This is a genomic window from Prochlorococcus sp. MIT 1323 (assembly GCF_047304905.1).
Lineage (GTDB): Bacteria > Cyanobacteriota > Cyanobacteriia > PCC-6307 > Cyanobiaceae > Prochlorococcus > Prochlorococcus marinus_D.
On the sequence record NZ_CP138973.1, the window covers coordinates 1,847,241 to 1,864,472 of the forward strand.

18 protein-coding genes, 1 tRNA gene and 1 pseudogene are annotated in these 17,232 nt (G+C 52.3%); 9 read left to right on the forward strand and 11 right to left on the reverse strand.

From position 1 onward, the window contains the following. The first annotated feature begins 12 nt into the window (after positions 1–12). Together SIB68_RS08995 and SIB68_RS09000 are read left to right on the forward strand one after the other, a co-directional pair. Positions 13–84, forward strand: a tRNA-Val gene (locus SIB68_RS08995). A 704-nt stretch (positions 85–788) separates the two neighbouring features. After that, a complete protein-coding gene (locus SIB68_RS09000; protein ID WP_063399975.1) occupies positions 789–1,139 on the forward strand; it encodes a hypothetical protein in 351 nt (116 codons plus the stop codon). 179 nt (positions 1,140–1,318) lie between these two features. Here the strand turns inward: SIB68_RS09000 and SIB68_RS09005 are convergent, their stop codons facing one another. Next, a complete protein-coding gene (locus tag SIB68_RS09005) occupies positions 1,319–1,723 on the reverse strand; it encodes a transcriptional repressor (RefSeq protein ID WP_074160276.1) in 405 nt (134 codons plus the stop codon). 833 nt (positions 1,724–2,556) lie between these two features. Between SIB68_RS09005 and SIB68_RS09010 the strand changes: the two genes are divergently transcribed. The 3 genes from SIB68_RS09010 to SIB68_RS09020 are packed head-to-tail and all read left to right on the forward strand — an operon-like array spanning position 2,557 to position 5,499. Next, positions 2,557–3,513 (forward strand): permease, encoded by a 957-nt coding sequence (locus tag SIB68_RS09010; RefSeq protein ID WP_063399978.1) that lies wholly within the window; start codon positions 2,557–2,559, stop codon positions 3,511–3,513. Between the two features lie 13 nt (positions 3,514–3,526). Beyond that, complete coding sequence (locus SIB68_RS09015) at positions 3,527–4,180, forward strand: TIGR03943 family putative permease subunit (protein WP_063400045.1); 654 nt, start codon at positions 3,527–3,529, stop codon at positions 4,178–4,180. After that, entirely contained in the window at positions 4,177–5,499 is a 1,323-nt protein-coding gene (locus SIB68_RS09020) for a hypothetical protein (RefSeq protein ID WP_063399979.1), read from the forward strand. Before SIB68_RS09015 ends, SIB68_RS09020 begins: the two co-directional genes overlap by 4 nt. Before the next feature lie 15 nt (positions 5,500–5,514). Here SIB68_RS09020 and SIB68_RS09025 read toward each other — a convergent pair whose 3' ends face one another. Next, positions 5,515–6,621: a hypothetical protein gene (locus tag SIB68_RS09025; RefSeq protein WP_063399980.1), complete on the reverse strand. Its 1,107-nt coding sequence runs from the start codon at positions 6,619–6,621 to the stop codon at positions 5,515–5,517. Between the two features lie 53 nt (positions 6,622–6,674). Beyond that, positions 6,675–7,604, reverse strand: coding sequence for a metal ABC transporter substrate-binding protein (locus tag SIB68_RS09030; protein WP_063399981.1), 930 nt, complete (start codon positions 7,602–7,604; stop codon positions 6,675–6,677). A 122-nt stretch (positions 7,605–7,726) separates the two neighbouring features. Between SIB68_RS09030 and SIB68_RS09035 the strand changes: the two genes are divergently transcribed. Together SIB68_RS09035 and SIB68_RS09040 are read left to right on the forward strand one after the other, a co-directional pair. After that, positions 7,727–8,404, forward strand: a complete 678-nt coding sequence (locus SIB68_RS09035; RefSeq protein WP_063400046.1) for a metal ABC transporter ATP-binding protein — start codon at positions 7,727–7,729, stop codon at positions 8,402–8,404. After that, positions 8,397–9,173: a metal ABC transporter permease gene (locus SIB68_RS09040; protein ID WP_063399982.1), complete on the forward strand. Its 777-nt coding sequence runs from the start codon at positions 8,397–8,399 to the stop codon at positions 9,171–9,173. Before SIB68_RS09035 ends, SIB68_RS09040 begins: the two co-directional genes overlap by 8 nt. 80 nt (positions 9,174–9,253) lie before the next feature. Here the strand turns inward: SIB68_RS09040 and SIB68_RS09045 are convergent. The 4 genes and pseudogenes from SIB68_RS09045 to SIB68_RS09060 form a co-directional block, all read right to left on the reverse strand. Beyond that, positions 9,254–11,341: pseudogene (locus tag SIB68_RS09045) on the reverse strand (4Fe-4S binding protein). Between the two features lie 81 nt (positions 11,342–11,422). Then, a complete protein-coding gene (gene pdxH / locus SIB68_RS09050) occupies positions 11,423–12,091 on the reverse strand; it encodes a pyridoxamine 5'-phosphate oxidase (protein WP_063400047.1) in 669 nt (222 codons plus the stop codon). A gap of 201 nt (positions 12,092–12,292) precedes the next feature. Next, complete coding sequence (locus SIB68_RS09055; protein WP_063399983.1) at positions 12,293–12,961, reverse strand: pentapeptide repeat-containing protein; 669 nt, start codon at positions 12,959–12,961, stop codon at positions 12,293–12,295. Next, on the reverse strand, positions 12,961–13,266 hold the full coding sequence (locus SIB68_RS09060; RefSeq protein WP_011131561.1) for an ArsR/SmtB family transcription factor: 306 nt from the start codon (positions 13,264–13,266) through the stop codon (positions 12,961–12,963). The genes SIB68_RS09055 and SIB68_RS09060 overlap by 1 nt, the downstream gene beginning before the upstream one ends. Before the next feature lie 326 nt (positions 13,267–13,592). Between SIB68_RS09060 and acsF the strand changes: the two genes are divergently transcribed. Next, on the forward strand, positions 13,593–14,642 hold the full coding sequence (gene acsF, locus SIB68_RS09065; RefSeq protein ID WP_011131560.1) for a magnesium-protoporphyrin IX monomethyl ester (oxidative) cyclase: 1,050 nt from the start codon (positions 13,593–13,595) through the stop codon (positions 14,640–14,642). Between the two features lie 95 nt (positions 14,643–14,737). Here acsF and SIB68_RS09070 read toward each other — a convergent pair whose 3' ends face one another. The 4 genes from SIB68_RS09070 to SIB68_RS09085 all read right to left on the reverse strand — a co-directional run bounded on the left by SIB68_RS09070 (position 14,738) and on the right by SIB68_RS09085 (position 16,704). After that, positions 14,738–15,103, reverse strand: coding sequence for a 2Fe-2S iron-sulfur cluster-binding protein (locus SIB68_RS09070; RefSeq protein ID WP_011131559.1), 366 nt, complete (start codon positions 15,101–15,103; stop codon positions 14,738–14,740). 135 nt (positions 15,104–15,238) lie between these two features. Next, positions 15,239–15,568: a hypothetical protein gene (locus SIB68_RS09075; protein WP_063399984.1), complete on the reverse strand. Its 330-nt coding sequence runs from the start codon at positions 15,566–15,568 to the stop codon at positions 15,239–15,241. A 620-nt stretch (positions 15,569–16,188) separates the two neighbouring features. Further along, entirely contained in the window at positions 16,189–16,374 is a 186-nt protein-coding gene (locus SIB68_RS09080; RefSeq protein ID WP_155724919.1) for a hypothetical protein, read from the reverse strand. A gap of 72 nt (positions 16,375–16,446) precedes the next feature. Beyond that, complete coding sequence (locus SIB68_RS09085; protein WP_063398958.1) at positions 16,447–16,704, reverse strand: hypothetical protein; 258 nt, start codon at positions 16,702–16,704, stop codon at positions 16,447–16,449. Positions 16,705–16,762: 58 nt separating this feature from the next. Between SIB68_RS09085 and SIB68_RS09090 the strand changes: the two genes are divergently transcribed. Continuing rightward, entirely contained in the window at positions 16,763–17,212 is a 450-nt protein-coding gene (locus tag SIB68_RS09090; RefSeq protein ID WP_011131556.1) for a hypothetical protein, read from the forward strand. Positions 17,213–17,232 lie beyond the last annotated feature (20 nt).

Sequence of the window (17,232 nt, forward strand, 5' to 3'; positions counted from 1 at the left end):
AATTGTCTCTAGGGGCGATTAGCTCAGCGGTAGAGCGCCTGCCTTACAAGCAGGATGTCGCTGGTTCGATCCCAGCATCGCCCATTCATTGGCCTCAATGAATTTTTGGTTTGCCTAAAACTCATAAAAAGCTGTTCACTCAATTCAATGAGCCTTAAATGAGATTGCTAACTGATGGTATTGGCTTGCCAATTAAATTGGCAAGCCAATAAGCTGAATTCTGCACCTTGTCTTGTGTCAAGACATGCACCTGAAAAAGGTTTCATTGTATCTTTAATTATGAATGCCTTTGAATCTGACTTTTGAGGCCATGAGTTAAGCCTTTGCGAACTGAAATCTGTTGTTGGGCATGCTTTTAATGTGCTCATCGGCTTACGGTCTTCATCAAGAATATTGCTTGACGATGAGTGGTGATTAGGGCAAGAAAGTAATGCTCTGATCTTTCCTGAGCCAGTTCAAAAGGAGTGGCTGGTAGGTCGCCTATGTTTCAATTGAGTAGCAATATAAATATTGCCCCAGTTCAGCCATTCTCTCAAATGAATCTGATTGGACTGTTTAGAACCCTCTGCTTGTTCTGCCGATTTAGCAGGGCTTCATCATGATCCTCATCAATTCAGCATGAGGCGAGCTTCTGATCACAACTCCCTTAAGACCCATGAAGGTTGATCCGCATCATCAAGGCAGGATTTCAAAGTCCCAGGCCTGAAAGGGCCACTGCAGAGCTAGATTTCTTGAGAATGAAGAATTTCGCTAGGGATGCAAGAGTGATGCATGGTTAATTCTTTGAGATGGAAAATGGTCCGCGCCTAGGCATTACGCCAACCGCCGCAGCTGAGCTGGTTCGACAGGCTGCTTTGGCCGGCAAGCCAGGCTTGATGCACCTCGATTTGATTAAGGCCACCTGCGATGAGGGTTGGCTTTACATACGACTCCAGCCAGGTGAATGTGGTGGTGTGCCTCTCGCTCGAGCAGATGGCATCACTCTTTTTGCACCGGCGGGCCAGTTCCATTTACTTTCGGGTCTCACCCTCAATTATTATGGAGATTTGAGTGGTGGCGGTTTCCTGATTAGTGTGCCTGAGGGAGCTGAAGCAACTGCTTGTGGTGGAGGTTTTCGTTTTATAGAAAAAGAACAGTAGTTATTTGTAGTCAGTGCTCCGGCTTATTTAACATGCCATCTGAATATTGGCATGGTTAAATTGTTCAACTGTGATTTGATTTGCTGGCGATAGCTTTTCTTGTTGATCATTTTTATTGCTTTGATGTATGAGCTTTGCAGGAGGTTGGGCCGCTACATAAGCGTTTCTTCAGTGAGATTTCAGGTCAGGCTTTGACCCTTTTGGCAGCTCTCACAGTGACCAAAGAACTCAAGTGTGTGGAAGATCAGCTGAAAATTATGACTTTGTTCTTGCGGGATGTTGAGGTTGTGCAAAGGGCAATGCTCGATCGGCAGCGTTTTGCCGCAGTCCACGCATGTGAGGTGATGAAGGTCCCTTTCAACTGGCGCATAGAGGGCTTCACCTGTTGGTAGGTGTCGGCATCTCACCAGTCCTCGTTGTTGAAGCTGGCGCAAGTTTCTGTATACGGTTGCAAGTCCCATGGCATAGGGGCTGTCCTGCAAGGAGCGATAAAGCTGCTGACCGCTCATTTCATCGCAACAGCCACGTAGTTCTTTCAAAAGTTGGTTCTGCCGCAGTGTGGGCTGACTCTGATCGACAGGCATGGATGAGCTCGTTCACTTGTTCTTTTAGCTCAGAGGAGCTGGCAAGAGGATTGCTTTTGACAAATTTTTTGGATAAATGATTCTAGAGAATCAACGAGCAAGACCATTGCACGAATTCAATTTCATGCAAAAAAGCAGATGTTGAAGCAGATCTCAAGAGAATATAGAATCTTTCATTGACAAACTCTTTGCCTCATTTTGAAATGATATTCGTCAGAGCTTTGGTTTGTGATTTAGTTTCAGCAGTTAACTCACGGATGTGCCATCAATCGCGATGATTCAGAATCAATGGCTAGTTTTTATATTTTTATTGAAAATCAAGCCAGCCCTGCAAGATATGTAAGGTCTTTTTTCTCAAGTGGTAGCCACTCCAGTGGCTCTTACGTCGATCGCTAATCAAGCCAGCATCCTTCAAGAGCTGGAGAAGAAAATAAACGCGTGATTGTTCAAACTGTCACTGATTAATCAGAATCATACAATATTTTTCAGGCCAGGGAAGTTCTTTTATTTTTTGCATGAGAATAGAATCTGGAAGCGTCTTGATTAGAGTTTTGGCACTTGCTTTTGCAGCGCTCCCATGAGAATCAAGTGGAAGAATATCCGCCAAGCTTTTGAACTTACAAGGGTAATTAGCTTAGTCTGATGCTCAACGCGAGTCAGTCTCTGCCTGTGGGTTATAAGTAGTTTTTAAGGTTGTTTTGGGTGCTCATGTCATTACATGATGAGCAGCGATCACTGGGCACAAGTTTTCAACCTGATCCATCCAATATCATGAAAAATTCTGCAAAAGAATTCCATTGCTGCAGAATCAGCCACATGCACAGTTGAGCTAGATGGATAGGCTCGCCACAGCCTGGGCGATATTTCAGGGCCTTCTGCTTGAAGCGATTCCCTTCCTGTTGCTGGGTGTCACCATTGCTGGCCTGGCCCGCTGGCTTGTACCCCAGGGTGCCTGGATCGGACGTCTCCCCCGGCATCCACTGCTAGCGCCGATCCTGGGTGCCTTAATGGGTTTTGCCCTACCTGCTTGTGAATGTGGCAATGTTCCTGTCGCCCGCCGCTTGCTGGCCAGCGGTGCTCCTTTGGGCACAGCCTTCGGCTTTTTGTTTGCAGCGCCAGTCCTGAATCCGATTGTTCTCGCCAGCACCTGGGCCGCTTTCCCTGATCAGTCTTGGTTGCTGATTGCTAGACCACTGGGAGCCTTTCTCATCGCTCTGGTACTCAGTGCTCTTTTGGTGCAGCTACCAGAAGCGCAATTGATTGAATCGTCCCTACTGGCAGAACGGCGTCTTAGCCAGCCCTTGAGCAGCATCGGCCTATTAGAAAGAGGCGCTGGGCTGATCGGAGCCGCGCTACCCGATCCACAACCAACGAGGATCAAGCGACCTCAACTCAGTGAGGTGCTGGAACAAAGCAGCAGGGAATTTCTTGACCTGCTTGCTCTACTCGTACTCGGTTGTGTGATCGCCGCCCTTGTGCAGAGTTGGCTGCCACGCAGTTGGCTCTTGGCGGTAGGCAGCGCGCCAACACTCTCGATTGTGGCGTTAATGCTGCTGGCCATTGTGGTCTCGGTGTGCTCAAGCGTGGATGCCTTTCTGGCCCTTGGCTTCGCTGCCCAGGTGACACCTGGAGCCCTGCTGGCGTTCCTGTTACTGGGCCCGGTTGTGGATCTGAAACTTGCGGGTCTGTTCACGGTGTTACTCAGGCCAAAAGCAATTGGCATCACAGCAATCGTGGCCTGTCTAGGCGTGCTTCTCATTGGCCAGTGGGTCAATTTATGGCAACTTTGAACAGGACAAAACAATGATGCGTGCCCTGCTTCTGCAGCTGTGGGGATGGATGGTGGTCTGGAGTGTTCATTCAGGTCGCCTCGATCTCCTTCTCGCTGGTGGCTTTCACAAACTTGTGAGTGCTTCAGGAGTGGCGCTGCTGATTGCGGGTGTGATGGTGGGACTGAAAAGCCGCAAGCGGAAAGAATCAGTCTCATGGCCCTGGCTGGCCAGTGCTGGGATGGCAGTACTTGTGTTAGTCGTGCCCCCGCAACCTTCCTTCAGCGACCTGGCAGCCTCGCGCCCGCAAGGCCTACTTGAACCGCCGGATCTGGCTTTCGTGCTGCCGCCTCAACAGCGCACGCTTACGGACTGGGTAAGGCTATTGCGCAGCCAGCCTGACCCGGATCTGGTGGATGGCAATCCTGTCAAGATCAGTGGATTTGTGCTCAAGACAGGCGATCAGCCAGCCCAGATCGCACGCCTTACGGTGCGCTGCTGTCTGGCAGATGCCACCCCTGCAGGTCTACCGGTGGCCTGGCCAGTGAACGCTAAACCCAAGGTCAATCAGTGGCTCAAGATTGAAGGGCATATGAAGGTGGAAACACGTCAGGGCCAGAGAGTCGCCGTTGTGGTTCCCGAGACAATCACCCCGATTCAAAGGCCGGAACGACCGCTGGAACCATGAAGCAAAAGATGTGGGTGCTGCTAACAAGCTTCGCGGCTCTGGTGCTGGCGCAACAGCAACTGCTGCTGAGCCGTCCACCCCGATTGGTGTCACGCACACTGCAGCCCCTCCAGTCAGGTAGCGCTGCCCTTGACCTTCGCTTCAGTCGGCCGATGCAATTGGAGAGCGTGGCGGCAGATAGTCAACTACAACCGGACCTACCTCACCGTTGGCAGGGGGAGAACAATCTTCTGCGTTTGTTGATTGATGCCAATCAGAGCATCAAGACTTCAATTCAGCTGTCGGTGGCTGGACAGGATCATCGAGCCCAAGCTCTACCTTCTCAACACTGGTGGTGGGATCCGAGACCCTGGCTGTTAGTGAATCGCCAGGTGGATGGCGGAGATCAATTGCAAGTCCAGAGCCGCGATGGGCGTTGGATACCCCTGAGCCCCACGCTGAATCAGATTCAGAGAGTTGTTCCCCTTGGCAATGGCAAGGGAGCTGCCTTGATCGAAAAGGATCAGGACTGGAAGCAGCGAGTCTTTTTGCTGCCTTTGTTGCCAAGCAATATCACGGTTCATCGCGATCAGCTCGCCGCTCCAAAGGCAGGGAAATTGATGCCATTAGTGCCAGGGCAATATCTTTTTGCTGATCTCAGCAGCAACCTGAACGGTGACCTGCTTGTGCAAACAGGAGGATTCTCTCCAGGCAGTGGACGCACTGAACTGATCAAAGCGGATGGCCAGAGAAGAATCCTTGAGATCAAAGCCTCTGGTCCGATCCAGCTGCTGCCGGCCGGTGGTGGAGCAGTTGTGCCCACCTTCAACGGGCTGACACTGCGTCCACTGATTGAAAACTACAAGACCCCCCAACTCCTCCCCGGGGCAAGGGATCTTGGAGATTTCTGCCAAGCCACGGGCAGGGCAGTGCTCATCCGCCATTGGCCGGACTATCGCCGTTCAATCGAGTTGGTGATTCCAGGATTGCCTCCTAGGCAGCTCTGGCTTGGCGAAGAGTCAGTGCTGGCCTTGAGCTGTGATAACAGGGGCGAACATGTTTGGGCGGTTCTTGGTCGCAGGCAGGATCGCCGCATCAAACATGAGCTGGTTCTACTGGATGGCGACGGCGTTGTACTGAGCCGCCGCCAACTAGCACCATGGCTTTTTAAGTCAGGTTCAAGGCTGCAGTTTGATCCTGTTGGCGAACAGTTGTTGATGACCGTCACCAAGCCAGGATTGGATGCAGGCCGAGCGGCTCTGATGGATGCCACCACGCTTGAATGGCTCGAGCTATTGCCAATACGAATTAAGGAGGCACTGTGGTTGTCTGCAGGCTGACCTATCGCTGTTGGCTTAGAAGCTGAATGTGACGCCGGTGCCGACATGGTGCTGCCAGCCTTCACCCCAGCCTGAGCCTCCTTCTGAACTGTAGGTGGGCTGCCAGTGGGCGAACAGAACAGTGTTGTTGCCAACTGGATATGCAACTTCCAGTTCGCCTGCGAAATCGGTGCGCTGTTCGAGTCCGGAGTAGCTGCCTGGTACGTAGAAGCGTGGTCCAGCGTTGAGGCTGATGTTCAACAGGTCGACATTGAAACCGACTCCAAGACGGGGATCGGTGTAGTTGCCCATCCATGTGCCATCCGATTCCCATCCCTGCCGATGCTCGAGAGAGAGATAAACGCCATCGATCAGGTCTTCAAGGCGATCGCCGAGAGCAAAATTGACATCTCCATCGCCCAGTGCCCAAAGCACTTTCGCTCCTAGTTCATTCTTCAGACCCTTAATGTCTTCGCCTTGATCCTTGGTGACGTAGTAGGGATTCCAGGAGACCGACAGGCTGAGGCGATCGTTAGGGGCATAGCGCGCCTGTAGGAAACCGCGGACATCGGAGCGCTTGTAGTCGGTGTCATGGGACCCATGGCCAGCATGGCCAGCATGGTCGTCATGGCCAGCATGGTCGTCATGGCCAGCATGGTCATCGTCATGCTCATCGCCATGCTCGTCCTCATGCTCGTCCTCATGCTCGGCATGGTCGTCATGGTCATCGCCATGCTCGGCATGCTCATCGTCGCTATGGCTATCCGTCTCTTCGTCATGCTCATCCACATGAACCTTGCCGTAAAAGTGTTCCGCTTCACCCCACACCAGGGCTGGACCAATGGCGGCTTCAATCGCGAAGCTACCGTTATTGCCAAGACCCCACTCCATCACTAAGCCAAACAAACCATCGATGGCGTAGTGCTCAGGGCTGCCCTCGAGGTTGGTTTCGAACCCTCCATGACCTTCGATGGTGATAACGGGTGATGTACGAAATTCACCTGCCTCTAGAGCTTCTGCGCCACCGCCGCCATGGTTGCCACCTGCAACACTGGGGCGGCAGAGGGTGGCATCAAGCGTTGCTGGAGCAAGTAGGAGCGCTAGAAGTAAAAACTTGGGCCGATTGAAGAGACGATGAGACATTGGTTTGTGTAGGAATGAATTGAAAGGGATTCAACAAAGGTGAAATTGATTGTTCAACGAATCGCGGACCAACGCGCCATCAGTTCATCGGCAGCGGCCTGATCACACTGGCCTCCTTGGCCTTGGACCACAGTGCAAATGTTTAGCGTTGCCGTGCCAACTGTGGAGCGATCGGGAGCAAGGCCATCGGCGAACAGAGGGGTGCCATTCACAGGCAGACCAGTGCTGCGGCTGATGCGGCGCAGGGTCTTGCTGACAGGTAGAGATTCAGGGAAAAGGGTTTGGGCGCCGGAGCCTTGCACTTCAGCTGTGATCGTTCGAAGGCTAGAGGGGCGCAAAACGCCTCCGGTGGTAAAGGAATCGAGCATGGTGATTTGTCGTAGCCCATATCGATTCGTGAGGTAGCTATAAGCTTTGTGTTCACTCACGAGAATGCGCTGATTCTCAGGAATCGTGGCGAACTGCTTGCCTCCCCAATCACCAACGCGATTGAGCACGTTAATCGCTTCTGCGGCCCGAGCAGTCAAGGCAGACTGTTGAGTAGAAGGCAGGACAGGAGCGAGACGCTCAGCAATAACGGTCACCATCGCGGCTGAATTGGCGGGATCGTGCCAGACATGGGGGTCTAAGTCCTCATTAATGGGTATTGCTTTCTCCGCCACGGCAACCACCTTGGTTGAGCCGCTGATTTTGTTTGCACTTGGGGTGAGGTTGTAGCCGTTGTGCAACACCAAACTCGCACTGCTCAGAGCCTGTCGGTCGCTGGGTTTGAGCCTGTAGTTGTGGGGATCGCTACCCGGTTGAATCAGGCAAACCACCTTGGCATCTGAGGCCACAAGGGTGCGAGTGAGATCACAGAGCACACCATCAATGGCGACCACGGTTGGCTGACTTGCCTGTGCAGAAACTGGAGTAGCAGAGACTGTGGCTAGAACAAGTAGAGCGTTTATGGCTGAAGGTGTGATACGGCGAGCTGAAACCAAGATGTTCTAAAATGAGAATGATTCCCATTTTTATGTTCAGTCGGGGTTCTGTGCGTTCTCTTGTTTCAGTTCCAAGACAGGACCAAGGTCTTCATCAGTTCGGTGTTGGCATTGCCTCAGCGATGCCGAGCCTCAGCGTGCGAGGGGTCTCCTATGACTACGACAACTGCCCTGCCATTAAGAGCGTTGATCTCGACCTTCACCCTGGGACGCTCACAGCCCTCGTCGGTCCTAATGGTGCTGGTAAGTCCACCCTGCTTCATTTGATTCAGGGTTGCCTTAGAGCGAATCAGGGCACGATTGAAAGCAACGGCAGTATTGCTTTGATGCCACAACGGGCGTCGATCGACTGGTCGTTTCCGATCACGGTGACGCAGATGGTGGAGTTGGGAAGACTGCGTACGCGCAATCCAGGGCAGCAGCTTTCTGCCCAGCAGCTACTCAATCAGGTTGGGCTGAATGGTCTCGGTGCTCGACGGCTCGACCGGCTGTCAGGAGGCCAGCAGCAGCGGGTGCTGCTGGCACGGGCACTGATGCAGCAGACCAGCATCTTGCTGCTCGATGAACCTTGCAGCGCCATCGACCCGCCGACGCGTGAACACCTACTCACAGTGATGCGCCAGCAAGCAGAATCGGGACAAACCCTACTCGTGAGTAGCCATGATTGGGGCAGTGCCCTCGACAGTTATGACCGAGTGGTGGTGCTCGACGGTACGGTCCTTGCCTGTGGCACACCCGATGAAGTTCGCCAGAACCTCACCGACATGACTTGCATGATGGGCAGTCACTGCTGTGGATGACTTGGGCGTTTGGTGGCTAACGCCACTGATCCTGGCTCTGATGGTTGGGGTGATCTGCCCGACGACTGGTGCTCTGCTGATTACTCAGCGACGCATCCTTTTAGCCAATCTGATGGCCCATTCGGTCTTGCCAGGGCTGGTGCTTGCGCTTGCATTCGAGCTGGATCCCCTAATCGGTGGTTTGCTGAGCGGTCTGCTTGGTGCGTTGCTGGCAGAACAGCTCAACCATCGCTTCAAAGGCCGGGAGGAGGGCGCAATGAACACCGTGCTGGCGGGTTTCACTGCCCTGGGTGTGCTGCTGGTGCCCCTGCTGCAAGCGCGAATCGATCTGGAAGCCCTTCTTTTTGGAGACATGCTTGCTGGCAACGGTAGCGATGTGATTCGGACGCTGATCGCTGCCGCTGCCTTGCTGCTGCTGTTGCTCAGTCGTTATCAGGATCTTGTGTTTCTCGGTGTGGATCAGGAGGGAGCGATCGCGGCGCGACGACCGGTCATGCAGATCCGTTTCATCACGATTCTGATCACCGCTTTGGTCGTGATCAGCGCAATCACTGCCGTTGGTGTTGTGCTTGTGATTGCCCTGCTTTGCGCTCCTGTGCTGGTGAATCTTGATCGCAGCGAGAGTCTGCGCGTCTTGATGCTGCGCTCTGCTGGCACTGGTGTGCTGCTGAGTAGTGGCGGATTAATGCTGGCGATTTTGCTGGATCTGCCACCGGGGCCTTTGATTGGGGTGCTTTGTCTGGTGTTGTTGTGTTTTTGGCGCCGTTGACCAAGGTTCAGATTGACATCGCTACTGATGGCAAAAGTTGTTGTGAGCTGCCATCCCCTTGCTAAGCGGGATTCTCCTTTCTAGATGTGCACGACCCAACGGCTAGCCAGCGCCAAGGCCAACAATGCTCCGCTAGCTGTTAGCCAGGGTTGTCGCTGGCGGCTGATTAGACGCCGAAGTAACACCAAACAACCAAGCCAACCAACCGCAATTGCCAAGCTTTGGTAGAAGCCAGTCACGTTGGGGTCGGCGCTCCATTGAGGCCAACCAATTGGCAACACAGTGCCGGCCTCTGCCATGCCAATCGGTAGATGACGCGCCAAGAGCACGCTCCATAACAGTGGCAAGGCGGTATACAGCCAGCGACGCTCCACCCACAGACCTGCAGCTGCTGGCAGGCTTAGCGCTAGTGCAGCAAACACCAGTCGCGCTAAAAGGGGCCCCTCCTGGAGAGACTCTGCAGCCAGGGGCAACCAGCCCAGTAGTCGTTGCCAATGATGCAGGGTGATTCCACCTGCCAACACCAAGATCAATCCCTTCTCGCCTTTTGGACCATGCATGCTGCGTTGCAGATCTGCGGCTGGAGGCCGCAGTCGCAATTGCACGGAGTGGTGCGGGCATGCTTGGGCGCAGGTCAGACAAAGGACACAGTTGCGGTTGTCGCTGAGATGGGCTGGATGGTTGCCCAGGGGGCAACCTTCGCTCGCCATACCTTCGCCTTCAGCAGGACCTCCTTTGAAACAGGCGTAGGACGTGCAACTCCCTGAGCAAGTGCCCGATTGCGCACGTAATTCGAGGATCGAAAGCTTTGCGAATAGGCCATTCATGCCGCCAACTGGGCAGAGATAGCGGCACCAGAATCGCTTTTCGAAGACCAGTGAACACAGCACAGCTCCTGAGGTAATCAGTAGCAAGAGACAACTGCTGAGTCGGGCTGTGTCTTCTAGGTTCCAGACCTCTTCCCAAATCAGGATCGCGGCGAACCCTATCGCCAAAACTGGTGCGCCCCAACTGTCGTGATCGCCATGGGGCTAGAGCCTTGGTTGCAACCAATCGGCAGGTAAACCCAAGGTTGAGATCAATGTTGCGAGAGCCTTTTTGCTGTTCTGAGCAATTTCGCCCCAGACCATGAATGGACAGACTGCACACCAAAGTCGTCCAACTAGGGGGTAAGTCAGCAGGATCAGAGGCCACCACCAGGCCCAGAAAAATTTTCGCATGCTGTTATGTGCCCTGTCTTGTGGGCCAAACCACAGCCACAGGTTCACTAGCACGAAGACCCAGCTCACCAGCCCAAAAAGCAAGCCGTTCCAGAGTTGGGGTGAGCGCATCAACTGACGTAGTTGAGGCTTGCAGCGCCAGATCTCAAAGCGCAGGTTGGGTTCCCGGCTGTTCACCCAGAACACGTCTTCCGGCAAAGCTGCGGGTAGGGCCATGGTGATTGCACCGCTTGCTTGCTCAGCCGCGGCCTGGCTGCGGGCTTGTTGCAGGGCCCGTTCCACCACGCTGTCCAATTCGCGGATGTTGTTCGGGAAATCGTGGCTTTGCAGTCGCCTGACAATTGCTTCGGGCAACTCGGGAGGGCGACTCCAGCCCAGACTGGGGCTGCGCTGGCGCAGGCTGTAACGGAGCTAATCGCCCAGATCTGATCGTCGCACTCTTAAGGGTGGCACTCTGATCTGAGTTGCTACCCCCTCTAGCTCTTTGAGGCTTGATTCGGCAGTCAACAAGATCCGCCCCGAGAAGGCAGGGTGGCCTTCAGTTGCAAGGGCAATCAGACGTGCTTGCAGTTGAGGCTCTGCAAGATCAATGCAGTCGATCAGCAGGTTGCCATCCCCTAGGCAATCGAGCAGAGACAGTTCATGAGAGCCTTCTCTGCCAAAAAGTTCAACGCCTTGGCCTCGTATGTTGCTGGCATCGAAGCTCATCAAAAGAAGGCGTCGATCGGCAGAGCCGAAATGAACCAGTCTGGCGATGTTGTCTTTTTCTAAGCCTGGTTCACCACTGATTAAGACTGGCTTGCGCTCTGGATCATTGGCTGCTTGGCGAATGGATTCCCGTAACTTGCAGGCATAACGGCTGCCTCCCACAACGCCGCGGCGTGGGCGACCGATTAGGTAGGGAGCCATCCGCATCATGCATTGATGGCTGGGGGTGGTGCACTCCATACCGATCAGGCACGACGGACATCCAACTCATCCAAGCTGACAGCAAGCCATTGCGGCTCAAGCTCATCTTGATCAATTAATTCATGGGGCTAAGCGCTCGATGCGCCAGGTTTGCGCATGGTTGCTGTCTTGTTGGGGTCGGTAGCGAAATCGATCGTTTAGCCGGTTCTCGCGTCCCTGCCAGAATTCGAATTCAGTCGGAGCCACCCGAAAGCCACCCCAGAACTCAGGGAGGGGTACTTCACCATTGGCGAAGCGACGATTCATTTCTTGCCATTTCATTTCCAGGATCTGGCGCGAGCTGATCACTTGGCTTTGCTGCGATACCCAGACCCCAAGGCGACTCCCGAAGGGCCTTGAGCTGAAATAGGCCTGAGATTCAGCTCTGCTGATGCGCTCAGCAGGGCCCATGATTGCGACTTGCCGCTCAAGGTCATACCAGGGAAATAGCAGGCTCACATTCGGATGCGCAGAAATGTCTTGGGCTTTTCGGCTGCCGTAATTGGTGAAGAACACAAATCCGCGCTTGTCAAAGGCTTTGAGCAGCACTGTGCGGCTACTGGGGCGCTTGCCATCAAAGGTGCTGAGCACCATGGCTGTGGACTCTTGCAGATCAGCTGCGATGGCTTGCTGAAGCCAGCGACGGAATTGCTCCACTGGATCGGCATCTAGGTCGACACTGCGCAGGCTTGCTCTTTGGTAATTCCGCCTAATCGCTGCAATGTCTTGATCAGGGGAGGGTGCACCCATGGGAGCGATGGGGTTAAGAGGATTCTTAGCCAATGCCGCTTGGGCCCGCCGCTTGATGTTCTATCTGTTTAGCAGGGTGTATTACTGCTGAGGCTTAATCCTTTCAGTAGCGGTTTTGAAAGATCTGCATTGGCAGGCCTAATGAAGATCAGCATCAGCGCCTTGCCATGGGCTTAGCAATGGATTGATTGGTTTTGAGTTTTAAGGTTTTAGGCCTTTGGGTAGCAGGGCTCCCTCAAGGCGGGCGCCCTCCAGCTGGGCTCCTTCTAGCTTGCTGTTTCTCAGATCGCATCCACGTAGGTCCGCTTCGCGTAGATCGGCCTCGCTAAAGGATGTGCCGTAGAGGCAGCAGCCAAGCAGGTTGGCTCCGTGCAGATTGGCTCTCTGTAGCAGGGCATAACTAAGGTCTGCGTTGTTGAAATCTGCTTTGCCTAGGTCAGTGAGTTGATCGAGTCCTGAACGGAAATCTGCCTCGACTAGCCGGGTGTGATGCCATCTGCTGCTGGCAGCAATCACGCCTCTTAAGCAGCAGCGATGCATGACAGCCTCGCTGAAGTCTGCTTTTTGCATACGGGATCCGGAGAGGTCAGCTTCGTGCCAAAACGATTGCTGAGCTTGAAGATTGGAAAGATCTGCCCCCCATAGCAAGGCTTCTTGAAAACAGCAGCCCTGGACGTTGGCATTGCTTAGCTGGGCATGACCAAAGCGGGCTTCCTTGAAACAGCTGTCGGTGAGTTCGCAGCTTGATAGATCGAGATCAAGACCATCGACTTGAATGAGCTGAAGCCCTGGAAAACAACGCTTGCCATCAACAAGGGCTTGTCGTAATTGGTCGAGGTTTTGTGGGCTAAGGGAAGGGATCTCCTCCATTAAATGATGGAGGAGAGCTCGTCGAGCTGTTGGCGGCGGGCGGTCATGATCAGTTTTTGCGCCTGGCTAATCAGTTTGAACACAGCCTTGTCCATCACCTCGTAGTACACGAGGGATCCTTCAGGGCGGCGATGCACCACTCCAGCGATGGTCAGCAGCTTCAGGTGTTTCGATACCAGAGCCTGGCTTAGGTCAGTTTTTTCAACAACGGCAGTTACGTTGAGAGGCCCGCTCCTGAGTGCCTCAAGAACTGCCAGGCGATTGGGCTCTGAGAACACTTTGAAGTACTCGGCGAGGAGCTCCATATCAATAACTTGTATAAAACAGAATAAACTTAGCGTGACCCGCTGAGACTTGATGAGGTATATTAACGTAATAGCGTTATATTAGCTTTAGCATCCTTGCTGGATTGCTGTCTGGGCCGAAGCCCCTGCAGGCTTGTGGTTACAGGATTGCTGATCAGCCTTGAGACCTCTAGATCTTGCGGGTTCTTGGGCGCGATTGGCTGTATCGAGGCTGCTTGTGTTCCTGTTTTGTGATTTGGATACTCGGTGTATTTTGCGATTGCCTAAGGGAAAGGGCGAGTTTTAAAGCAAAGGCCTTATGATCACTTGCCAGTTAGAGCAAGGTGATGACGGCCACTACTGCTACTGCCCCTACCATGAGAGGAGGAGGGAGGAATGAGCTTCCGCCACACCTTGATGACAACCTCCTGACTCCGCGTTTTTACACCACAGAATTCGATAAGGCAGCCAAAACTGACCTTGACATCGCCCGCAAAGATTTTGAGGCGATGTTTAAAGAGATGGAAGCAGACTACAACCTGAAACATTTTGATCGCAAGGCTTCTCTAGAGCGCCTTTCTGAACTCTCTCCTGAGGACAAGGCTATTTATGAGAGCTACTTGGTTCGCTCTGTTGTCTCAGAGTTTTCTGGCTTTTTACTCTTTAAGGAGATCTCAAATAGATTCAAGAAAGCAGGTCGTCAGGAATTGGGGCAGTTTTTTACATTTTTAGCAAGGGATGAAGCTCGTCATGCAGGTTTTCTTGGTAGGGCATTAAAGGCAGAAGGAATTAATGTTGATTTGCCAAACTTAGGCAACAAAAGAGCGGCCACATTTTTTCCGCTCAGCTGGGTTCTCTACTCCTTATATCTTTCTGAGAAGATTGGCTATTGGCGTTATATCTTGATTAACCGTCACTTAAATGATAATCCAGAGAAGGTATGTGCGCCTTTATTTGACTTTTTTGAGCCATGGTGTCAGGACGAAAATCGTCATGGTGATTGCATCAATCTGATGATGCGTTGCTGGCCAGGAATGACCAAAGGCTTCCGAGGCAAACTGCTAAGCCGCTTTTTCCTTTGGAGTGTTTTTCTTACTCACACACTCACTGTTTGCGAGCGGGGTGATTTCTATGGGCTTTTGGGTATCGACCCTGTCCTTTTTGATGAGGAGGTGATCATTCAAACCAATAACACTTCTCGCAATGCATTCCCTTGGGTTTACAACTTCGATGATGGCAAATTCCTTGAGATGCGTGTGCAGATCTTGAAGGCATTTCGTAATTGGAGGGAAAGCTCTGGCTTGGCTAAGCCGGTAGCTCTGAGTAAGTTTGTTTCATTGATTCTTAGGCAGTTCGCCTTGCCAATGCAGAAAACAAATGCAGTTCGCTATGGATAAATTCTTCTGCTGAAGAAGACTTGATGAAATCCTGAGAGTTTTCTTCAGCGTATAGCACAAGTTATATTTCTGTAGGCTTTGTTGCTTGAGTTTGTTTATAGATCAAAAGGGCTGCCTGCTTTAGATTTAATGCTGCCCAAATCTTTGCCGAACTGCATTTCGTAGACCTCATCCTCATCCTGAGTCTCAACTTCTAGATCTCCAGTTGCTCTTGCCACGCAAAGCAGCCCGTATCCTTTGTCGCGCATTTCTTTTGAAAGGCCAATACCAGCCGTTTGATCCATCTCGCCAGATAAAATTCTTACGGCGCATGTTGTGCAACAGCCATTTCTGCATGAAAAAGGCAGCTGCTCTCCACGTGACTCGAAAGAGCGCAGAATATATTCCCCATCTGGCACATCAAAAGTAATTGTGCGGCCTGCTTGGCGGTGGTGGATTGTGATCTTGTGAAGGGATGTCATATGAGTAGCAAGAATGTGAAAGTGTTTTTTCAATGTAGTAAGGATAGGTATTTTTTTAATGCTTCGCTAGCAGATGAGTTTGTCGTGTTGGCTTGGTGTTGATTGATCACCCGTATCAACTGCCAGTGCAATGTTTTATTGAACACTAAGATCCCTATTTGTTGGTGCCGGTGGTAATGAACTTGCATGTTCATGTAATTGATCAACATCTAGTTGAATGCTGCAACTCTCACCACCAAAGCGCATTTTCAGCCAATTGATTGCTGTGAGTTCGTTGGCAACCACTGCTTCCACTCCGGTTCCAGGCAGATTGAATTTCTGAACCAGTGCAGGAGAAAGATACCAAAAAGCTACATCGTCGCCATTGCGCTTCCGACGTTCGCGAATTGTTTCTCGTAATTGCCCATTGCCGGTCAGTTGGCCGGTAGGGGCCAATAGTACGTAGAGAGCTTGGGTCTCTGACATGGTGAAAAGTGCTTAGAGAAATCCTTTAAATCAATCTTATACGCCAAGTTGTTTTGTCTTTGCAGGATGGAGCTCAGCCTTTAGTGGAAATGGTAGGGCGGTGCTTTGATTCTTTTATAGGTTTTCGCCTTTGCCTTCTCCAGTTTGGTTGTGTGCTCTACGTGGCTGATTTTTCAAGACGATTGCACTGATATTGCGCTTGAACGGAATCCGAAGCCATCAATCACACTATTTTCAGCTTGTTAGTCGATCCCGTTCGCTCTACTTGCTAAGAGCAGCACCGCCAGGCAATGTCTTCACGCTGCCTACTTTTTCGCTCAAAATATTGAGGATTGATGCGGTTTGTTGTTGGACCATTGTTCCTTTTTGCAAGAGTTGTCTTAGTTCTTGCCTAAACGTGGGTGATTGTGGCGGGTTTGCCAATCTTGGAAATCGCTCTGAGTTTTGTAGATGAGCTGTGATCACTGAGCGAACACCTCCCAACGATCCTTGCGATTGCTTGCGACCAGGCCGTTGTATCAGTCTTGATTGGGCCTGATTCGTTGCTGGACACTATTCCTAGAGCTCAAGTTTTGAGATCTGGTTTTTGAAAAGCTTCTCCTGAGATGTCCTCTTTGCTCTCAAGCGAGTGCGTCCAGTGTGTTCAGCCAGCCGATGCTGCCATACCTGAATGGTCCTGATCGAATGTGCTGACCTTGCCAGCTTCGTTGCATTAACTTTGCCCATCTCATCATCGGCTCTATGGAGGTGCCAGCAAGTGCCATGTCTGCTTGGGGGATCTGGCATCCAGCGGAACCATGCCTCATCGATCAGTGAAGAAGATCTAACGAATGCTTCCTAGGCAGCTCATGAGCAGCTCAGGGGATCAGCGATCAAGTTCAGTCTTCTGGGAAAAGCAGGTTGGCGAGTTCTTCTGCATCAACGTCATAGACGCGCGCCAGGCTGGTTTCAATGGCGCTGGTCACGTCTCCTGGAAGAAAGCGCATCGCATTGAGCGCATCTTCAGAGATCTCATCAGTGAGCAGCTGATCCTCAGATTCGAGCTTTTCATCATTGATCACGGCCAATACCCACGTGATGTAGGCATCCACCAAATTCGAAAATTCGAGTTCGGGATCGTTCAGATCCAGGGTCATGGGCCCTGCCGGATTAGACACCTCATCAGTCTGCCTTCTGGAGGAGAGGATGTCTGCCATGGACGATTCCCAAGCAATTCTGTTTCAGGGCAAATTGGTTGATTTTGCTTTGGCTGAGCTGGTGCGGCAGCACCGGGATAGCTTTCAGCCCCTCTGGACGGTGGATAGTTGGGCCAAGTTGCTGATTTGGATGGCGCTCAACTGTGGGTTGTCGGGAGAGCGCGAGAGCCTTGAGTTATTTGCCGAGGCTCTGGGCCCAAGGTTGACGGGTCGCTTGCGCGGGTTGTTTTACGAACGAACCTTGGAGGATCTCGAATTGCAGCTGATGGCTGATCCAGCTGAGCCCCAAGTGCTGGTGATGCCTATAGCACCTGGGGCCGTAGTGACACCCCAGCAGGCTTCCAGGGCATTGGATCAGGTGGGGTTGCTGGAAAGGGTTGATTCCGACCGCAGTCGCTGGCAAAGGCTTGATGCGCTAGTCGCTATTCCTTGGAAAGTTTCTCAGTGATGCGGGTGATGGTTTCGAGC